We start from the raw sequence: 15645 nt of genomic DNA on the forward strand, positions 1-15645 counted from the left end.
CGTTAGCGAAGGCCGCTGCCCGCGAAAAGCTATTTTCCGGTCGCGGCCGGAGCGGCACTTGCGGCCTGCCGCTGTTGCGCCACCTGCACCGGCAGACCGATGCGCAGGCTTTTCAACTGCACCAGACGCGCCCGGAACGCCGCCAGCTCGCGGCCGGCCAGTTGCGAGCTGGTCGTGAACTTCACCGACAGCGGATTGACCGTCTGGCCATTGCGATACAGCTCATAATGCAGATGCGGCCCGGTCGACAGACCCGTCGACCCGACATAGCCGATCACCTGCCCCTGCCGCACCCGCTGGCCCGGCGCCGCCGCGATCCGGCTCATATGGCCATAGCCGGTGGCGAGGCCATGACCATGTTCCAGCCGCACATAATTGCCATGCCCGCCATGCCGCCCGGCATAGGAGACGACGCCGTCCGTCACCGCATAGATGGGCGATCCATAGGGCGCCGCGAAATCGATCCCGGCATGCATGCGGGTATAACCCAGAATCGGATGCCGCCGCAGCCCGAAGCTGGACGACACGCGCCCCGCCACCGGGGAGGACAGCACGCCGCGCCGCTGGCCGACGCCCGACGCCTCGAACCATTGGACCCGGCCGTCCTGCGTCCATTTCAGCATGTCGATCCCGCGCCCGCTGGCCCGGTGCAGCCCCGCGAACAGCAGATCGCCCACCTCCACGTCGCCGGTGTCGGCCCGCCGATATTCGGTGATGATGTCATAACGGTCGCCTGCCGAGATCGACCCCAGATCGACCTGCTGCGCCACCACGCGCAGGAAGCTCTGGATCGCCTTGGGCGGCGCACCCGCGGCCCGCGCCGAACGATAAAGGCTCTCGCCCACCACGCCCTGAATGCGCAGCGGCGTCTCATCGACGTGGATGGCGGTGCGCTGCACCTGCAACAGGCCGCCGACCCGCGCAATCTCGATCCCCAGATCCAGCCGCGCGCGGAAACTCAACCGGTCCAGCGGCCGCGGCATGTCGCGGCTCGCCCGGCGGCCCAGCACGATGTCGAGCGGCGTGCCGGGCTTCAGTCCGGCCCCGGCATCGCCCGCCACCAGGCTCGTCACGGTCGCCACATCACCGCCGCTCACGCCTGCCCGCGTCAGCGCGCTCCCCAGCGAATCGCTTCCGCCAATCTGCGCGCGCAGCTCGATCTGCGGCCGTTCCGGCGTCGCGCGCAGCGGCTGCACCGCGTCGGTCGGTCCCATGCGGCGCCCGCTGTCCGCGCCCAGACCAAGCGGCGTAATCATCTGGCTGCGCACTTCGTCGAACTGCCTGGACGCCAGCAAAGGCTGCGGCGCACCCGGCAGGGCATGGAAGCCCGGCGACAGATAGAGCGCCGCCGCGCACAGCCCGAAACAGGTCGCAAGTCCCCGAAACCATGTGAAACTGCCGACCCGCTGCCCCAGATCGGGGACCAGCTCGACATCCTCGGCCCAGTCGCGAACCTTTTCGCGCCAGCCGCGCTCGTCGGCCGCGGGCCGGCCATGGCGCAGGGAGTCAGTCAGCCACAGCGACGCAGAGGCGCCGCCCTGCTGGGCATTGATCTGACTTCCATGAAACACGGTGAAAAAGGCCCCCGGGGCAAACCGCCACGACCCCCGCCGCGCGTTCCTGGGCCAATTCTGTAAATGCACAGAGTTAAAGTCAAATAAACGCGGCTTTTTTAACCCTTTTTCTGCGGCCAGACGTGCCGCCCGAAGGATCGGCGCCCATTGGTCCCGACAATGCGCGGATTTACCAAAGCTTTCCCCTTGCCCTTGCCCTTTCCATGCCCGACATGAGGTCCATGGCCCAGTTCGCCCGTTCGCCTGTCACCGCCGTGCTAGGCCCCACCAATACCGGCAAGACTCACCTCGCCGTCGAACGCATGTGCGGCCATTCATCCGGGATGATGGGCTTTCCGCTGCGCCTGCTGGCGCGGGAGGTCTATGACCGGGTGGTCGGCATGAAAGGGCCGCAACAGGTCGCGCTCATCACCGGCGAAGAGAAGATCGTGCCGCCGAACGCCCGCTATTTCCTCTGCACGGCGGAATCCATGCCGATCAGCGGCGGAAGGGAAACGGGCGCGAAGGAGGATTTCGCGTTCGTGGCGCTGGACGAAGCCCAGCTCGGCTCCGACCCGGAGCGCGGCCATATCTTCACCGACCGTTTGCTGAGAGCGCGGGGCCGGGAGGAAACCATGATCCTCGGCTCCGCCAGCATCAGCCGCGTGGTGAAGGCGCTGGTCCCCGATGTGGAGATTATCGGCCGGCCGCGCTTCTCCACCCTCTCCTATGCCGGCGCGAAAAAGCTCTCCCGCCTGCCCAAGCGCTCCGCCGTCGTCGCCTTCTCCGCCGAGGAGGTCTACGCCGTGGCCGAAATGCTCCGCCGCTTCCGGGGCGGGGCGGCTGTGGTGATGGGCGCCCTCTCCCCCCGCACCCGCAACGCGCAGGTCCAGATGTTCCTGAACGGCGAGGTGGACTATCTGGTCGCTACCGACGCGATCGGCATGGGGTTGAACCTCGACGTCGCGCATGTCGCCTTCGCCTCGCTGCGCAAGTTCGACGGCCGCCGCAGCCGTCGCCTCACGGTCAGCGAAATGGCCCAGATCGCAGGCCGCGCCGGACGCCATCACAGGGACGGCACCTTCGGCAGCCTTGGGGCCGAGGATGGCGAAGCCGCCTTCACGCCGGAGGAAATCGAGGCGATCGAGGCCCACCGCTTTCCGCCGGTGGAGCAGCTTTTCTGGCGCGACGGCACCCCGCGCACCGACCGGCTCGACCATCTCCTCTTCGATCTGGAGCAAAAGCCCGAACGCCCCGAACTGCGTCCCGCGCCCGAAGCGGTCGACCTCGCGGTGCTCAAACGCCTTGCCGACGACCCGCTGGTCATCGAACGCGCCAGGGGCAAGCACCAGGTCGAAAGGCTCTGGGCCGCCTGCGGCCTGCCCGATTTCCAGAAGCTGGGCGCCGAACATCACGCCCGCACCGTCAGCCGCATCTGGCGCTACCTCTCGGAAGGGAATGGTCACATCCCCCGCGACTGGTTCGCCCAGCAAATCGCGCGACTCGATTCGGTTCAGGGCGATATCGACACGCTGTCGGGCCGGATCGCGGCGGCGCGCACATGGTCCTACATCGCCCATCGCGCCGACTGGCTGGCCCATCCGGCGGAAATGGCCGAACGCACCCGCGCCCTCGAAGAAAAACTCTCCGATGCGCTCCACGCCGCGCTGACGCAGCGATTCGTGGACCGCCGCACCACGGTTCTGCTAAGGGATATCGGCCAGAGCGCGGCCAATCTGCCGGTCGACATAGAACCGGACGGGACGGTCTGCGTCGATGGCGAGACGATCGGGCGACTTGACGGATTTCGTTTCTCGGTCGATCCCGCTACCCGGCATCAGGACAGGAAGATGCTGTTGGCGGCCGCTGAACGGCGCCTTGGAAGGATATTGCGAGTGAAGGCTGAAGAATTACTGGGCGCACCCGATACTGATTTCGCGCTCATGGACGAAGCAGGACAGGCCCCCGGCATCAGCTGGAAGGGTGACGCGGTGGCCACGCTGCATGGCGGCGCCGCGCTGCTGAACCCGGAAATCCGGCTGGATCGCGCGCTTCTGGCCGTGGGCCAGGATGTGCAGAAGCAGGTGGCGACCCGCCTGACGAACTGGTTCGACGCGCAGAAGGAAAAGCACCTCCTGCCTCTCACCAAGATGGTCGCCAGCAGCGCCGACCCCGAAGTGCCCGCCGTCGTGCGCGCCGTCTTCGCGCAGCTGGCCGATGCAGGCGGCGTGATCGCGCGCACCGATCTCGATTCGGCGCTCGGCCATCTCGACAAGGACCAGCGGCACCTTCTCCGCCGCGCCGGCATCGACATCGGCGTGCTCGACATCTATCATCCCGGCCTGCTGAAGCCCGGCTCGGCCCGCTGGCGCGCAGCCCTGCTCGCCGCACGCCTCGGCAGGCCCTGCCTGCCTTTGCCCGGTCCCGGCCTCACCCTGATCCCGGCGGGCGAAAAGCCTGAGCAGATGGGTGCCCGCATCGCGGGCTTCCGCGGCTTTGGCGAACAGATGCTGCGCATCGACATGGCCGAACGCATGGCCCGCACCGCGCATGAAGCCATCGCCAGGAATGAGGCCTTCACCGCGCAGAGCCCGCAGATCGTCTCGCTCGGCCTCTCCGAAGAAGCATTCCTGCAACTGATGCGCCTTGCGGGCTTCCGCCCGGTCGAAACCCCCGAGGAAGGCGCGCCCAACTGGGTCTTCCGCGGCCGTCAAAAGGCCCGCCCGCATCAGCAGCGCGGCGTCCCGGCAGAGGGTCAGCGTCAGGGCAAGCCCCATGGCAAGCCGCGTGACCGGGATAATCGGGCCAAGGATAATCGAGACAGACCGCAACGCCCGGCCGCCGCGACCGCTGCTCCGGCGACCAGCAACCACGCTTTTGCGGGTCTGGCCGAACTGCTGGGCCGCAATGGCTGACGCGGGCATGGCGTCGGCCCACGGGCCAAGCCTGCGCATCGACAAGTTCCTCTGGTTCGCGCGGCTCGCGAAGAGCCGCTCGGTCGCCCAGAAAATGGCGGAGGACGGCCATATCCGCCTCAACGGCCGCCGCATCGACCGCTCGCACTCCCCGGTGCGGGCGGGCGACCTCATCACCTTCCCCCACCCCAGCGGCGTGCGGGTGGTCCGCGTGATGCTGCTCCCCCACCGCCGCGGCCCGGCACCGGAAGCACAGGCCTGCTACGAGGAACTCACTGTAGGTGCCTGAAAACGCACCGGCTGAAGGCCAACAATCACCCTCGCAACAATATCCTCATTGACCTTCGCCACGACCGCGCATAGCAGAGCGCCCATTGTCCTTATTCCAAGAGTGTTGACCCATGACCTATGTCGTGACCGATAACTGCATCCGCTGCAAATATATGGATTGCGTCGAGGTTTGCCCCGTGGACTGTTTCTACGAGGGCGAGAATATGCTGGTCATCAATCCCAACGAGTGCATCGACTGCGGCGTGTGCGAACCGGAATGTCCGGCCGAGGCGATCCTGCCCGACACCGAAAACGGTCTGGAAAAGTGGCTGGAACTCAACACGAAATTCTCCGCCGAATGGCCCAACATCACCGTCAAGGGCGACGCGCCCGCCGACGCCGATGACATGAAGGGCGTCGAAAACAAGCTGGAGAAGTTCTTCTCGCCCGAACCCGGCTCGGGCAGCTGATCTGACGCAGCGCAGCGCCGCCCCGGACAGGCTCCGGACAGCAGCGTAAAAACTAGCTATTGCGTTTTATTTCCAGGCCCACTCCCGGATTTGGTGTCCGGGGGTGGCCATTTTGTTACGAATCTGCTAAATAGGACGCCAAGAAGCGGACATGGTCGCGTCCGCCCTGGAGAAAATGCCTGATGTTTTGATGGTGCGCCGCGTCCTCCTCGGCCTGTGCGTCTTCGCATATGCAACGCGAATGTCACCGCTCCCCCGGTAGAATAGAAAGGTTTCAAATGGCTGCCAAGGCGCTGTCCTTTGACGTTGGTGATTATGTTGTTTACCCCAAGCATGGCGTTGGCCGCGTCATCGAACTGCAGAAGGAGCAGATTGCGGGCATGGAGCTGGAGCTCTATGTTCTCCGCTTTGAAAAGGAGCGGATGACGCTCCGCGTGCCCACGAACAAGGCCGAAGGCGTCGGCATGCGCAAGCTGTCCTCCAACAAGACGCTGGAGGAAGCGGTCGAAACGCTGAAGGGCAAGCCCAAGGTAAAGCGCACCATGTGGTCGCGCCGCGCCCAGGAATATGAAGCGAAGATCAATTCGGGCGACCTGGTGTCGATCGCCGAAGTGACGCGCGACCTGTTCCGCGCCGACGACCAGCCGGAGCAGAGCTATTCGGAACGCCAGATTTTCGAAGCCGCCTCCAGCCGCCTCGCCCGCGAACTCGCGGCGATGGAAGAGACGGACGAACCGAGCGCGCTGAAGAAGATCCTGCGCATCCTCAACGAAGCGGCGCCCAAGCACGCCAAGGTCGAGGGTTAAGAGCTTCGGCCGAGCCGTCGACGGCAGGCCGATCCAAAAAAGGGCGTCCCGAACCGGGGCGCCCTTTTTTTTCATGGCTCCGTTCGAAGCAAGCAGACGATTACTGCTCCTTCACGGCGCCCGCCGCGTCCTTGGCGGCGTCACTGACGTCGCTGGCCGCCTGACCGACCTGACTTGCCGCACCTTCAACGGCGCTGTCCTTGCGCGTCTGACTGCTGATCAGGAAGAAGGCGGCAATCGCCACGACCACGACCAGCAGGAGAACGGCTATCATGGTGCCCCCGCCGCCACGCTTTTCGATCACCGTGGTCGTCGCCGGACGTTCCTGATAATCCGCCATGTAAGTCCTCCTCGTCTCTACGCCACCCGGGTCAACAATGCGCGGAGCCGCGGACCGGTTCCGGCACCGCAACGGCCCGCGCACCGGCCATCCCGCCATCCCGAACGACGCGCTTGCGAAATCCGGACTTCCGGCCCCTCCCTCCAAATCCCATGGCCGCTTTTCACCGGCAATAGCCCTCTTGCCCCGGCACGAGAATCAGGCAGTCCTTCTTCCCCGCAAGATATTTGAAGCCGGTCTCGTCGCCGATCCCCGGCCGGATGACCATATCCCTGCCGTCGCGCACGAAGCGGATCGTCGCCCCCTCCGCCACGCCGCCATAATCGCCCTGTCGGTCCAGATTGTCCTTGTTGGTGATGGCATAATGGCCCGGCTTCCCGTCCGGCGCGGGCTGAATGTCCAGAAACAGCCCTTCCGGCCCGGTCCACCGCCCGACCCAGTCGTCCGTGGGCAGCCCGGCCGTTTCGCCGGCAGCGCCGTTCACGGCGTCCGGCTCCTCGATCGCCTCGACGGCAGGCTGCTGCGCGGCATTGTTCCCGGTCGTGCCATTATCGACGCTTTTGGCGCATCCGCCGGTCAGGCCAGCCGCCAGCATCGCAGGCAGGACAACATAGGCAATCTTCCTGCATCCCATAGATCTTCCTCCTTGCATTTATGACGTCAAACGGGTGAACGCGGCGCTTCGATCCTTACTCTGTGCAGGGGAAGGACGGCTTGCCAGCCGGCCGGGCAGAGAGCAGGATAGCGGGCGGGGAAAAGAGATGGACCAGAAACTGGAAATTCATTCCGGCAAGGTGCAGCAGAGGGCGCGCTTTGTGCGGGAGTCGGCCGATGTGCGGCGGCAGGCGATGATAGAGGCAACGGCGCGATGCCTTGCCGAAAAGGGTGTGGGGGGCACCTCCGTCCGGGCGATCTGCGCCTATGCGGGCGTGTCCGCGGGCCTGCTTACCCATTATTTCGACGGCGTCGACGCGCTGATCCTCGCCACCTATCGGGATGTCGGTGAAAAGGTCGCCGCCGCGATGGAACAGGCCGTCGCGGATGCCGGACCCAATCCCCGCGACCGCCTGTGGGCCTATCTGCGCTCCAATTTCCAGCCGCCGGTCCTTGACCCCAATCTTCTGGCGACCTGGATTTCCTTCTGGAGCCTGAACAAGACGAACCCGGCCATCGCCGCGACCCATGCCGAAACCTATGGCGGCGGGCGTGAACGCATGGAAGTGCTGCTGCGCGAAGCCGCGCCGCAGATACCGCGCCCCGCCGCCCGCATCGCCGCGATCGGCCTGACCGCCATGATCGACGGGCTCTGGCTCGAACTCTGCCTCGATTCCTCCACCTTCACCATCGATGAAGCGCTGGGCATGATCGAAGAGGCGATGAATTACGTTCTTGAAAAACCCAGAGACGGCTCGGTCGATCAATAAGGCGGGTCGTGATCGGTTTTCTCAATCAACACGTCCAATAAAACCAATTTCCCCTGAGCCGTCATCTTCCCTAGGTAAGCCCGGCAAACAGCAAACCTCTCAAAAGGAACTGGAAAGCCAATGGCTCTTATCAACACGACCATCAAGCCGTTCAAGGCCACCGCATACAAGGAAGGCAAGTTCGTCGACGTCACCGATGCCGATGTGAAGGGCAAGTGGGCCGTTTTCTTCTTCTACCCCGCCGATTTCACCTTCGTCTGCCCGACGGAGCTGGAGGATCTGGCCGACATCTACCCAACGCTCCAGAAAATGAATGTCGAGGTTTACTCGGTGTCGACCGACACGCATTTCAGCCATAAGGCATGGCACGACACTTCGCCGGCGATCGGCAAGATCAACTATTTCATGCTGGGCGACCAGTCGGGCACGCTGACCAACAATTTCGACGTGATGCGTCCGGGCGTCGGCCTGGCCGACCGCGCCACCTTCCTGGTCGATCCCGAAGGCGTGATCCAGTTCATGGAAATCACCTCGGAAGGCGTCGGCCGCAACGCGACCGAACTGCTCCGCAAGGTCAAGGCTGCGCAATATGTCGCCGCCAACCCCGGCGAAGTCTGCCCGGCCAAGTGGGAAGAAGGCGAAGCCACTCTGGCGCCGTCGCTCGACCTCGTCGGCAAGATCTGACGGCCTCGCCGACATTCCGCCCAGCCGGGCCTGCGAAGCGCGATTTTCTGCGCTTCGGTGCTCACGGACCAAAAGTCCGCTGCGCTCCGATGCTCAAAAATCCCGCTTCTCGGCTCTACCTGAACGAAATGTCGACAAGGCCTTAAGTCTCGTCGGGTCGGGTCGAGCCATGCTCCCCGGCCCGGCGGGGTTTTAACTCACGAAATCATCGCTATCCTTTGAACGCTGGCCCCTACCCCGGCGAAAGGATAGCCGCGTGCCCCGGATCGGCGCGCCCAACCTATGGAGAACTCAATGTTGGACGCAAATCTCAAGGGCCAGCTCAAGGCCTATATGGCGAACATCACCCAGCCGATCGAGCTGGTGGCGTCGCTGGACGACGGCGCGAAATCCCGCGAACTCGAAGGCCTGCTGACCGAAATCGCCGAACTGTCGGACAAGGTGTCGCTGGTGCTGGCCGGGCACGACGCCCGCAAGCCCAGCTTCATGATCCGCCGCGCGGGCACCGACATTGGCGTCACCTTCGCCGGTATTCCGATGGGGCATGAATTCACCTCGCTGGTTCTTGCCCTGCTGCAGGTCGGCGGCCACCCGTCGAAGGCTGCGCAGGATCTGATCCAGCAGATCAGGGATATTGACGGCGACTTCGCCTTCGAAACCTATTTCTCGCTGTCCTGCCAGAACTGCCCCGACGTGGTGCAGGCGCTGAACCTGATGGCCGTGCTCAATCCCCGGATCAGCCACACCGCCATCGACGGCGCGCTGTTCAAGGCGGAGGTCGACGCCCGCAAGGTCATGGCCGTCCCCACCGTCTTCCTGAACGGCGAACCCTTCGCCAGCGGCCGCATGGAGCTGGAGCAGATCGTTGCGAAGATCGACAGCGGCGCGGCGGCGCGCGCGGCGGAGAAGATCAAGGCCCAGGACCCGTTCGAGGTGCTGGTCGTCGGCGGCGGCCCCGCGGGCGCCGCGGCGGCCATCTATGCGGCGCGCAAGGGCATCCGCACCGGCGTCGCGGCGGAGCGGTTCGGCGGTCAGGTGCTCGACACCATGGATATCGAGAATTTCATCTCGGTCAGCCGCACCGAAGGCCCCAAGCTCGCGTCGGCGCTGGAAGCCCATGTGAAGGATTATGACGTCGAGATCATGAACCTCCAGAAGGCGGCGAAGCTGATCCCGGCGAAGTCCGAAGGCGGTTATCATGAGGTCGTGCTGGAAAATGGCGCCTCGCTGAAGGGCCGCACCGTCATCCTCTCCACCGGCGCCCGCTGGCGGCAGATGGGCGTGCCGGGCGAAGAGGATTATCGCAACAAGGGCGTCGCCTATTGCCCCCATTGCGACGGTCCGCTGTTCAAGGGCAAGCGCGTGGCCGTGATCGGCGGCGGCAATAGCGGCGTGGAAGCCGCCATCGACCTCGCCGGGATCGTCGCCCATGTGACGCTGATCGAGTTTGACAGCCAGCTGCGCGCCGATGCGGTGTTGCAGCGCAAGCTCGCCAGCCTGCCCAACGTGAAGATCATCACGTCGGCGCTCACCACAAAGGTAGAGGGCAATGGCGAGCGCGTCACCGGCCTCAGCTACAAGGACCGCAACCACGGCACTGAACATGATGTCGAGCTGGAGGGAATTTTCGTCCAGATCGGTCTCGTCCCCAACACCGAGTGGCTGAAGGACGCGATCGCCCTCTCCCCGCGCGGCGAGATCGAGATCGATGCGCGCGGCGAAACCAGCCAGCCGGGCATCTTCGCGGCGGGCGACTGCACGACCGTTCCCTACAAGCAGATCGTGATCGCCATGGGAGCAGGCTCGACGGCGGCGCTTTCCGCCTTCGATTATCTCATCCGCCTGCCCGCGACGGAGGAAACCGCCGAAGCGGCCTGACCGTCCAGCCCGGCAAAGAGAACTCCCTCTCCCACCGGGAGAGGGAGGGAGCCGTGCGAAGCGCGGCGGAAGGGTGAGGGCGAGAGGCGGCGTGGATCGTCGCCCTCGCCTTCTCACTCTGCGCCGACCTTTCCATCGCCCAAGGGAGAAGAGATCAGCCCACTCCCCTACCCCTCACCCGGATTAGACGCTTCAGCGCTGCCGCAGATGGTGCCGGAAGATCGCCGGATCGATGGCAAGCAAGGGGTTGGCGACCTCCGCTTCCGCGCCATCGCCGGCTGCCAGTTGCACCGGGGCCGGCGTTTCAGGCCCGTTCCGCGGCGTGAAGGTCACCAGCGCGCTTGCCGGATCGGCGGGATCAGCCGCAACCTGCGCATCCACCATCAGCGCCGGACCAAGCCGGTCGGACGTCACGCTGACCAGCGTGCCGAGCTGCGTCATGCCGAACAGCCTGCGGGCGAAGGCATAGGGCAGGCGAATGCAGCCATGGCTGGCCGGATATCCCGGATTCTGCCCAGCATGCAGCGCGATCCCGTCCCAGGTCAACCGCTGCATGAAGGGCATGGGCGCGTTGGAATAGATGTTGGACCGGTGCCATTGCCGCTTTTGCAGGATCGGGAATTCGCCGGTCGGCGTCCGGTGCCCCTTCATCCCCGTCGACACGCTGGCCACGCCGACCAGCCGGTCACCGTCATAGACATGGATCCGCTGCTTTTCGATGCTGATGATCATGTAGAGCGGCCCGGTCAGCGGCCCTTCTTCCAGCCAGCGATAACTGCCCGGCTCCACATCCCCCTGCGCGCGCACCGGCTGCGCGAGCGGAGCCAGCGCCAGAAGCGCCAGAACAAGGAAGGGGCGAACGGAGGGCATAAACCCTTTTTTAACCACAAGACGCCGCGGCGCCAGCCCCTACCAATCCCGCCATGGGACAGGTCGGCATCGTTGCGCGCCGGCAGACTGCCGGGACATGCGCCGAAAGGCGCATTCGACCAGTCTCTTACAGCAGGTTCAGTTGCGCGACCGGCGCAAAGCTTCTGCGATGCAGCGGCGTCGCCCCATGTTCCCGCAACGCCGCGAGATGTTTCGCGCTGCCATAGCCCTTGTTGGTTTCCCAGCCATAGTGCGGATGCGCCGCCGCCGCCTCGATCATCATCCGGTCGCGCGCCTCCTTCGCCAATATGGAGGCGGCCGCGATGGACAGGCATTTGGCGTCGCCCTCCACCACGGCGGTCGAGGCCCAGCGCCACTGCGGGCAGCGGTTCCCATCCACCAGCACATGCGCGCAATCATGGGTCAGCGCCTCGACCGCCCGCGTCATCGCCAGCATCGTCGCCCAGAGGATGTTGAGGCTGTCTATCTCGTCGACCGAAGCGACGCCCAGTCCCCAGCAGAGCGCCCGCGCCTTGATCTCCCCCTCCAGCACGGCGCGCTTCGCGGCGCTCAGCTGCTTGCTGTCGTTCAGTCCGTCAGGGCAATCCTCCGCGCGCAGGATAACCGCCGCCGCGACCACCGGCCCGGCCAGCGGGCCGCGCCCCGCCTCGTCCACTCCGGCGACCAGCCCCGGATGGTGGCGCAGTTCATGGGCGAAATCAGGCATGATGGTGAAAGCCCAATGGCGCGCCCATCGGCCCATGCCCCTGCCCCAGCCCCGGCGCGAGGGCGAGCGCTTCGCGCACATATTTGCGTGCCCGTTCGATGGCGTGGGTCAGGTCGCAACCCTGCCCCAGCCCGGTCGCGATCGCGCTGGCCAGCGTGCAGCCGGTGCCATGGGTGTGCGGCGTATCGATCCGCGCATTGCTCCACGCCTTCACCACGCCGCGCGGCCCGATCAGCCGGTCGGTCAGCATCGGCCCTTCGCCATGCCCGCCCTTGGCCAGCACATGGGTCGCAAAGCGGATCGCGATTTCCTCCCCGCCCAGCGCCTCCAGTTCCGGGATGTTGGGCGTGACCAGCGTGGCGAGCGCCATCAGCCTTTCGAAGGCGGCGATGGTCGCCGCATCCGCCAGCACCGATCCGCTGGTCGCGACCATGACGGGATCGAAGACGATCGGCACGCCTTCCAGCTGCGCCAGCCGCTCCGCCACCGCTGCCGCCGTTTCGGCCGACCCGATCATGCCGATCTTCACCGCATCGACGCCGATGTCGCCGATCACGCTGTCCATCTGCGCGATCACCATATCCGTCGGCACGGGATGCACCCCCTGCACGCCCAGCGTATTCTGCGCGGTGATCGCGGCAACGGCCGTCATGGCATGGCCGCCCAGCAGCGTTACCGTGCGGATATCCGCCTGAATACCCGCGCCGCCCCCGCTGTCGGACCCGGCAATGATGAGAATGCGGGCGACACTCATGCCTTGAAATGCCGCTCCGTCGATGCCGGATGCCGCTTCAGCGCATCCCCCACCCGCGTCGGCCGGTCCATCAGCTCCCCGCCGCAATTGGGGCAACGGTCATCCAGCGCCTCGGCACAGGGCGCGCAGAAGGTGCACTCGAACGAACAGAGGAACGCGCCCGGCGCATCGGCGGGCAGGTCCGTGCCGCAGCGTTCGCAATCGGGCCGCATCTCCAGCATCAGGCCGCCGCCTTCGCCACCGCGTCGCAGATGCGCTCGACCACGTCCCTGACCTGCTCCTCGCGGTCGCCTTCAGCCATCACCCGGATCACCGGCTCCGTGCCCGAAGGCCGGATCACCAGCCGCCCGCAACCGTTCAGCTCCGCCTCCGCCTGCGCGATCACCCGCTTCACATCCTCATGCTCCAGCGGCTTGCCGCCCGAAAAGCGGACATTCTTCAGAAGCTGCGGCACCGGATCGAACTGATGCAGCACTTCGCTGGCCGGCTTGCCCGACCGCACCAGCGCGGCCAGCACCTGCAACGCCGCCATCGTGCCATCGCCGGTCGTGGCGAAGTCGGACAGGATCATGTGCCCCGACTGCTCGCCCCCGACATTGAAGCCCCCCTCGCGCATCCGTTCCAGCACATAGCGGTCGCCGACCTTGGTCCGCTCCAGCGCCATGCCCTGCCCGACCAGGAACCGCTCCAGCCCCAGGTTCGACATCACCGTCGCCACCAGCCCGCCGCCGCGCAGCGTGCCCGCCCTGGCGAAATTGCCCGCGATCAGCGCCATGATCTGGTCCCCGTCGACGATCGCGCCATGTTCGTCGACCACGATCAGCCGGTCCGCATCGCCATCCAGCGCGATCCCGATGTCCGCGCCCGACGACACCACCGTCTCCTGCAACAGCATCGGCGCGGTCGAACCGCACTGGTCGTTGATGTTGATGCCGTTTGGCGTGACGCCGATCGCGACCACTTCGGCACCCAGTTCCCAGAAGGCAGAGGGCGCCACCTGATAGGCGGCCCCATTGGCGCAATCGACCACGATCTTGAGTCCGTCGAGGCGCAGGTCCGCCGGGAAGCTCGATTTGACCGCATGAATATAACGCCCGCGGGCGTCCTCAACGCGGCGGGCGCGGCCGATGTCCTGCGACGCGGCGAGCGCGATGTCCTGCTCCAGCATCGCCTCGATCTTCAGCTCATCCTCGTCGGACAGCTTGTAGCCGTCCGGGCCGAACAATTTGATGCCGTTGTCGAAATAGGGATTGTGGCTGGCGGAGATCATCACGCCCAGATCGGCGCGCATCGAATGGGCCAGAAGCGCCACGGCCGGCGTCGGGATCGGCCCGAACTGCACCACGTCCATGCCCACGGCGGTAAAGCCCGCGACCAGCGCATTTTCGACCATATAGCCCGACAGGCGCGTATCCTTGCCGATCACCACGCGATGGCGGTGGGTGCCGCGCTGGAAATGCTTGCCCGCCGCCATGCCGACCTTCATCGCCAGCTCGGCCGTCATCGGCCATTGATTGGTGCGTCCGCGAATGCCGTCGGTGCCGAAATATTTTCTGCTCATCATCCTCGCCCGCTGATGCGGTGAACCCTGTTTCCACCCCATAGCAATCTTTGTTCGACTTTCCACCGTCCACCCGCCATGCCGTTGCGAATGGACGGATTTAACGCAGCAGTGGACGCGCTTTCGGGCGCGGTCTTTTTCAGGGTGCCGGTGCTGGGCGCGCAGATCGAACTGATCGTGCTCTATCTGGCGCTGCCGATGCTGTTCTTCACCGTCTGGCTGGGCTTTCCCAATCTCACCGCGGTCGGCCGGGCGCTGCGCATCCTCAAGACCCAGCCCCATGAGGGCGAGGCGAGGGGTGACGTCAGCCAGTGGGGGGCGCTGTCGACGGCGCTGTCCGGCACGATCGGCCTTGGCAATATTGCGGGCGTCGCGGTGGCGCTGACCATGGGTGGACCCGGCGCGATCCTCTGGATGTTCGTCATCGGCTGGTTCGCCATGACGGTGAAGATGGCGGAGGTGACGCTGGGCCTCAAATACCGCACGTTCGACGGCAGGGGTCATGTCCATGGCGGCCCCATGTATGTGCTGAAGGCGGTGGGCGCGGCACGGGGCTGGCCCAGGATCGGGCTGGCGCTCGGCGGCGCCTATGCCTTTTTCGCGCTGTTCGGGGCGATCCCCATGGTGCAGGTCAATCAGAGCTTCGCGCAGGTGAAAGTGGTGACGGGCTTCAGCAACGGCTGGGCCTATGGCACGATTCTCGCCGGGGCGGTGGCGATGGTGACGCTAGGCGGCGCCGCCTGGCTGGGTGAGGTCGCGAAGCGGCTGACCCCGCTCAAGGTCGCGGTCTATCTGACCGGCGTCGCGACGGTGCTGATCCTGCATGCGTCCGCCATTCCGGCCGCCCTCGCCGAAATCTGGCATGGCGCGTGGAGCGGACAGGCCGCAACCGGCGGCGCGGTGGGCGCCTTCGTCGCGGGCATGCGTCGCGCCGTCTTCGCCAGCGAAGCAGGCGTGGGATCGGCGGTGATGGCGCACAGCCTCGCCCGCGTCCGGCACCCTGTTTCGGAGGGTCTGGTCGCGCTGCTGGAACCCCTGCTCGGCACGATGATCGTCTGCGCCGTGGGCGGCCTCGCGCTGGTGGTCGCCGGGACATGGCGATCCGGGCTGGAGGGCATCGCCATCACCTCCGCCGCCTTTGCGCAGGTCTCTTCATGGTTTCCCTGGCTGCTCGCGGTCGTAGTGGTGCTGTTCGCCTATTCGACGCTGGTGGCCTGGGGCTTTTACGGCCTGCAGGCCTGGGGCTATCTGTTCGGCAATGGGCCGAAGGCGCAATGGACCTACAAGATCCTCTATATCGTCGCCCTGCCCCCGGCGGCTGCCATCGATCTGGGCCGGGTGGTCGGCATCGTCGACAGCAGCTTCTTCCTGATGGCGATCCCCAATGTGATCG

At 65.7% G+C, this 15645-nt stretch carries 16 protein-coding genes; 8 read left to right on the top strand and 8 right to left on the bottom strand.

Going from position 1 to position 15645, the window contains the following annotated elements:
• Positions 1-29: 29 nt before the first annotated feature.
• Positions 30-1571: a M23 family metallopeptidase gene (locus ACFC3J_RS10900; protein WP_375196192.1), complete on the bottom strand. Its 1542-nt coding sequence runs from the start codon at positions 1569-1571 to the stop codon at positions 30-32.
• Positions 1572-1795: 224 nt separating this feature from the next.
• Here ACFC3J_RS10900 and ACFC3J_RS10905 point away from each other — a divergent pair, with 224 nt between their 5' ends.
• The 4 genes from ACFC3J_RS10905 to ACFC3J_RS10920 all read left to right on the top strand — a co-directional run bounded on the left by ACFC3J_RS10905 (position 1796) and on the right by ACFC3J_RS10920 (position 6014).
• On the top strand, positions 1796-4468 hold the full coding sequence (locus tag ACFC3J_RS10905) for a helicase-related protein (protein WP_375196206.1): 2673 nt from the start codon (positions 1796-1798) through the stop codon (positions 4466-4468).
• The gene (locus ACFC3J_RS10910; RefSeq protein WP_375196193.1) at positions 4461-4757 is read left to right on the top strand and encodes an RNA-binding S4 domain-containing protein; all 297 of its coding nucleotides are present in this window, start codon (positions 4461-4463) and stop codon (positions 4755-4757) included. The genes ACFC3J_RS10905 and ACFC3J_RS10910 overlap by 8 nt, the downstream gene beginning before the upstream one ends.
• 112 nt (positions 4758-4869) lie before the next feature.
• Positions 4870-5208 carry a ferredoxin FdxA gene (gene fdxA, locus ACFC3J_RS10915; protein WP_375196194.1) on the top strand — a complete coding sequence of 113 codons (339 nt, stop codon included), beginning with the start codon at positions 4870-4872 and terminating at the stop codon, positions 5206-5208.
• Positions 5209-5486: 278 nt separating this feature from the next.
• Positions 5487-6014: a CarD family transcriptional regulator gene (locus ACFC3J_RS10920; protein WP_007683582.1), complete on the top strand. Its 528-nt coding sequence runs from the start codon at positions 5487-5489 to the stop codon at positions 6012-6014.
• A gap of 100 nt (positions 6015-6114) precedes the next feature.
• On the opposite strand, the gene ACFC3J_RS10925 is transcribed toward ACFC3J_RS10920, so the two are convergent.
• Together ACFC3J_RS10925 and ACFC3J_RS10930 are read right to left on the bottom strand one after the other, a co-directional pair.
• Positions 6115-6354: a hypothetical protein gene (locus ACFC3J_RS10925; protein ID WP_375196195.1), complete on the bottom strand. Its 240-nt coding sequence runs from the start codon at positions 6352-6354 to the stop codon at positions 6115-6117.
• Positions 6355-6517: 163 nt separating this feature from the next.
• Entirely contained in the window at positions 6518-6988 is a 471-nt protein-coding gene (locus tag ACFC3J_RS10930) for a hypothetical protein (protein ID WP_375196196.1), read from the bottom strand.
• 127 nt (positions 6989-7115) lie between these two features.
• Here ACFC3J_RS10930 and betI point away from each other — a divergent pair, with 127 nt between their 5' ends.
• From betI to ahpF, 3 genes are all read left to right on the top strand, one after another.
• Complete coding sequence (betI, locus tag ACFC3J_RS10935; RefSeq protein WP_375196197.1) at positions 7116-7778, top strand: transcriptional regulator BetI; 663 nt, start codon at positions 7116-7118, stop codon at positions 7776-7778.
• A 120-nt stretch (positions 7779-7898) separates the two neighbouring features.
• Positions 7899-8462 (top strand): alkyl hydroperoxide reductase subunit C, encoded by a 564-nt coding sequence (gene ahpC, locus ACFC3J_RS10940; RefSeq protein ID WP_375196198.1) that lies wholly within the window; start codon positions 7899-7901, stop codon positions 8460-8462.
• A 294-nt stretch (positions 8463-8756) separates the two neighbouring features.
• On the top strand, positions 8757-10340 hold the full coding sequence (gene ahpF / locus ACFC3J_RS10945; protein ID WP_375196199.1) for an alkyl hydroperoxide reductase subunit F: 1584 nt from the start codon (positions 8757-8759) through the stop codon (positions 10338-10340).
• Between the two features lie 192 nt (positions 10341-10532).
• Here the strand turns inward: ahpF and ACFC3J_RS10950 are convergent, their stop codons facing one another.
• The 5 genes from ACFC3J_RS10950 to glmM all read right to left on the bottom strand — a co-directional run bounded on the left by ACFC3J_RS10950 (position 10533) and on the right by glmM (position 14252).
• Complete coding sequence (locus ACFC3J_RS10950; RefSeq protein WP_375196200.1) at positions 10533-11210, bottom strand: L,D-transpeptidase family protein; 678 nt, start codon at positions 11208-11210, stop codon at positions 10533-10535.
• A 127-nt stretch (positions 11211-11337) separates the two neighbouring features.
• Positions 11338-11937, bottom strand: coding sequence for a ribonuclease HII (locus ACFC3J_RS10955; protein ID WP_375196201.1), 600 nt, complete (start codon positions 11935-11937; stop codon positions 11338-11340).
• A complete protein-coding gene (thiD, locus tag ACFC3J_RS10960; protein WP_375196202.1) occupies positions 11930-12691 on the bottom strand; it encodes a bifunctional hydroxymethylpyrimidine kinase/phosphomethylpyrimidine kinase in 762 nt (253 codons plus the stop codon). The genes ACFC3J_RS10955 and thiD overlap by 8 nt, the downstream gene beginning before the upstream one ends.
• Positions 12688-12912, bottom strand: coding sequence for a DUF1272 domain-containing protein (locus ACFC3J_RS10965; protein WP_375196203.1), 225 nt, complete (start codon positions 12910-12912; stop codon positions 12688-12690). Before ACFC3J_RS10965 ends, thiD begins: the two co-directional genes overlap by 4 nt.
• On the bottom strand, positions 12912-14252 hold the full coding sequence (gene glmM, locus ACFC3J_RS10970) for a phosphoglucosamine mutase (RefSeq protein WP_375196207.1): 1341 nt from the start codon (positions 14250-14252) through the stop codon (positions 12912-12914). Before glmM ends, ACFC3J_RS10965 begins: the two co-directional genes overlap by 1 nt.
• A 90-nt stretch (positions 14253-14342) precedes the next feature.
• Between glmM and ACFC3J_RS10975 the strand changes: the two genes are divergently transcribed.
• The coding region (locus tag ACFC3J_RS10975) for an alanine/glycine:cation symporter family protein (RefSeq protein WP_375196204.1) at positions 14343-15645 on the top strand (1303 nt) is incomplete at its 3' end.

Source organism: Sphingobium sp., from assembly GCF_041987595.1.
In the GTDB taxonomy this organism is placed as follows: Bacteria; Pseudomonadota; Alphaproteobacteria; order Sphingomonadales; family Sphingomonadaceae; genus Sphingobium.